Origin of the sequence: Streptomyces sp. NPDC058701 (genome assembly GCF_042715295.1) — a bacterium.
Lineage (GTDB): Bacteria > Actinomycetota > Actinomycetes > Streptomycetales > Streptomycetaceae > Streptomyces.
This window is the reverse complement of the sequence record NZ_JBHXSY010000023.1, coordinates 122398-125733: the sequence shown is the minus strand read 5'-3', so window position 1 is coordinate 125733 and position 3336 is coordinate 122398. Positions and strand designations below refer to the sequence as shown.

The following is a 3336-nucleotide window of genomic DNA, read 5'->3' as shown; positions in this document are numbered from 1 at the left end:
CGCCCCCCGCCGGCCTTCCCCCCCCCCCCCCCCCGGGGGGGGTGGGTGCCGGGTGGCGCGGGGGGCGGGGGGGCCCCCCCGGGCCTCCGGGGTCATATAACGTTCTCGCATCAGTCGCCGGAACGAGACGGAGTGGCAGCGGATGCAGCAAGGAGTGGGGGGCGGGAGCGCGGGCTGGGGACAGCCGGGACCGCGTCCGGCGGCGCCGCCGCAGCCGCCGATACCGCCGGCCCAGGGCTGGCCGGGCAACGCCCCGCACCCCCCGGCGGCGCCCGCGTACCCGGGTTCGGCGACGGGAGCGGTGCCCCCCGTACCGGAGCCCACCGGGCACATCCCGCTGCCGCCCGCCGGCCCGGGCACGGGCGGGGCCACCCTCGCCGTCCTGCTGATCGGCCCCGCCGGCGCGGGCAAGACCACCGTGGCCCGGCACTGGGCCGCCACCCGCCCGGTGCCGACCGCCCACGTCAGCCTGGACGACGTCCGGGAGTGGGTCTGCTCGGGCTTCGCGGACCCGCAGGCCGGCTGGAACGAGCACTCCGAGGCCCAGTACCGCCTCGCCCGCCGCACCTGCGGCTTCGCCGCCCGCAACTACCTCGCCAACGGCATCTCCTGCATCCTCGACGACGCCGTGTTCCCGGACCGGCCGGTCGTCGGCCTGGGCGGCTGGAAGCGGCACGTGGGCCCCGCCCTGCTGCCCGTGGTGCTGCTGCCCGGCCTGGAGATCGTCCTGGAGCGCAACGCGGCCCGCTCCGGCAACCGCCGCCTCTCCGACGAGGAGGTCGCGCGGATCCACGGCCGGATGGCCGGCTGGTACGGCTCGGGGCTGCCCATCATCGACAACTCCCACCTCGACGTGGAGGGGACGGCCCGGGCCCTCGACGAGACCCTGGCCCGGGCCATCGCGGCTCCTCCCGCCTGGTAGCGGGCGCGCGGACGCCACCGCCCCCTGCCGCGGTGCTCGGCCGCCCGGCGCCGGCCGGCCCCGGGCGGACGCGCTCGCCGGGCCGGATGGGCGGGGCGCTCGTACGCTCGAAGACATGTCAGACGTGTACGCCGTCCGCCGGGAACTGCTCCGCGACCGCTGCGCCGCCGCGGGGACCGCAGCCGCGCTGGTCACACGGCCGGCGAACGTCCGCTATCTCTCCGGGGCCTCTCCGCAGGGCGCCGTACTCCTGGTCGGGCCCGCAGAGGACGTGCTGTTCAGCGCCGGTGTCCCGACCGGCGAGGCCGACGAAGGGCGCCTCGACGACCGCCTCGCGGTCTCCGTCCTGTCCGGACCCGGCGGGGACCCGGCCGTCGCGGCCGCCGACATGGCCGCCTCCGTACGCGCCGACTCCCTGGCGGTGGAGGAGCACCACCTCACGGTGGCCCGGCACCGGGCCCTGCGCTCCGTGGCGCCCCGGCTGCGGCTGGGCGACCTGGGCACGGCGGTGGAACAGCAGCGCCTCGTCAAGGACGAGGAGGAGATCGCCTGCCTGCGGATCGCCGCCGAGATCGCCGACCAGGCCCTCGGCGAGCTCCTGGAGTCGATCCTCGTCGGGCGCACCGAACGGCACCTCGCCCTGGAGCTGGAGCGCCGCCTCGTCGACCACGGGGCGGACGGCCCCGCCTTCCCGACCTCCGTCGGCACCGGCCCGCACTCCGGCCGCTCCCGCCACCGGCCTTCCGACCGGCGGGTGGAGGAGGGGGACTTCCTCACCGTCAGCCTCGGCGCGAACTACCGCGGGTACCGGTGCGAGATCGGCCGTACCTTCGTGATCGGCACCACCCCCGCGAGCTGGCAGATCGAGCTGTACGACCTCGTCTTCGCCGCCCAGCGGGCAGGCCGTGAGGCCCTGCTGCCGGGAGCCGCGTACCGCGACGTGGACCATGCGGCTCGCTCCGTACTGGACTCCGCGGGCCACGGCGAGGCCCTGGCCCCGTGGACCGGGCACGGCGTCGGTCTCGAAATCGACGAGGACCCGCAGCTTGCACCTACGGCAATGGGTAAACTGGACGCTTGCGTGCCGGTCACCGTCGAACCGGGGGTTCACCTCCCGGGCCGGGGAGGTGTCCGGATCGATGACACGCTCGTCGTGCGCCCCGAGGCGGACGGCGGTCCCGAGCTACTCACCATTACGACCAAGGAGCTGCTCGCGCTCTAGTCGGCTCCGCCGGACTGTGCGCGCACCCGTGGTCTTCCAGTGCAGGAGATTCCGCAACCGTGGCTTCCACGAACGACCTCAAGAACGGCATGGTGCTGAAGCTCGACGGGGGCCAGCTCTGGTCCGTCGTCGAGTTCCAGCACGTCAAGCCCGGCAAGGGCCCGGCCTTCGTGCGCACCAAGCTGAAGAGCGTGATGTCCGGCAAGGTCGTCGACAAGACGTTCAACGCCGGCACGAAGGTCGAGACGGCCACCATCGACCGCCGTGACATGCAGTTCTCGTACATGGACGGCGAGTACTTCGTCTTCATGGACATGACCACCTTCGACCAGCTGATGGTCGACAAGAAGGCCGTCGGCCACGCCGCCAACTTCCTGATCGAGGGCTTCACCGCCTCGGTCGCCCAGCACGAGGGCGAGGTGCTCTACGTCGAGCTCCCGGCCGCGGTCGAGCTCAAGATCGAGCACACCGACCCGGGCGTCCAGGGCGACCGCTCCACCGGCGGCACCAAGCCCGCCACGCTGGAGACCGGCTACGAGATCCAGGTCCCGCTGTTCGTCACCACCGGCGAGACCGTCAAGGTCGACACCCGCACCAGCGACTACCTCGGCCGGAAGAGCAACTAACCCGTGGCTGCTCGGAGCAATGCGCGCAAGCGCGCCTTCCAGATCCTGTTCGAGGCCGACCAGCGCGGGGTTCCCGTGCGCGAGGTCCTCGCGGACTGGATCCGCCACTCGAGGTCGGACGACCGGCAGCCGCCGGTCGGGGACTTCACGATGGACCTCGTCGAGGGGTACGCCGACAAGGTGGACCGCATCGACGACCTGATCGTCACCTACGCGGTGGACTGGGAGCTCGACCGCATGCCGGTCGTCGACCGGAACATCCTGCGGCTCGGCGCGTACGAGCTGATCTGGGTGGACGACACCCCGGACGCCGTGGCCATCGACGAGGCGGTCCAGCTGGCGAAGGAGTTCTCGACGGACGAGTCCCCCTCGTTCGTGAACGGGCTGCTCGCCCGCTTCAAGGACCTGAAGCCGAACCTGCGCCGCAGCGAGAGCTGACCGCACGGCACCGCACCGGCAGGGCACCGGCGCCCCGCGCCGTACGGAAGGGGCCGCCGCCCCCCCCCCCCGGGGGGCGCCGCCGGGGGCCGGGGGGGGGCGCCCGGCGGGGGGGCGGAGGGCCGGGC

At 73.9% G+C, this 3336-nt stretch carries 4 protein-coding genes; all 4 read left to right on the top strand.

Translation table 11 applies throughout. From position 1 onward, the window contains the following. Positions 1-142 precede the first annotated feature (142 nt). The 4 genes from ACFWW8_RS23780 (at position 143) to nusB (ending at position 3208) form a co-directional block, all read left to right on the top strand. Positions 143-922 carry an AAA family ATPase gene (locus ACFWW8_RS23780; RefSeq protein ID WP_386531025.1) on the top strand — a complete coding sequence of 260 codons (780 nt, stop codon included), beginning with the start codon at positions 143-145 and terminating at the stop codon, positions 920-922. Positions 923-1037: 115 nt separating this feature from the next. Continuing rightward, positions 1038-2144 carry an aminopeptidase P family protein gene (locus ACFWW8_RS23775; protein WP_386531023.1) on the top strand — a complete coding sequence of 369 codons (1107 nt, stop codon included), beginning with the start codon at positions 1038-1040 and terminating at the stop codon, positions 2142-2144. Between the two features lie 59 nt (positions 2145-2203). Continuing rightward, complete coding sequence (gene efp, locus ACFWW8_RS23770; protein WP_386531021.1) at positions 2204-2770, top strand: elongation factor P; 567 nt, start codon at positions 2204-2206, stop codon at positions 2768-2770. Between the two features lie 3 nt (positions 2771-2773). Continuing rightward, entirely contained in the window at positions 2774-3208 is a 435-nt protein-coding gene (gene nusB / locus ACFWW8_RS23765) for a transcription antitermination factor NusB (protein WP_383923255.1), read from the top strand. Positions 3209-3336: the final 128 nt, after the last annotated feature.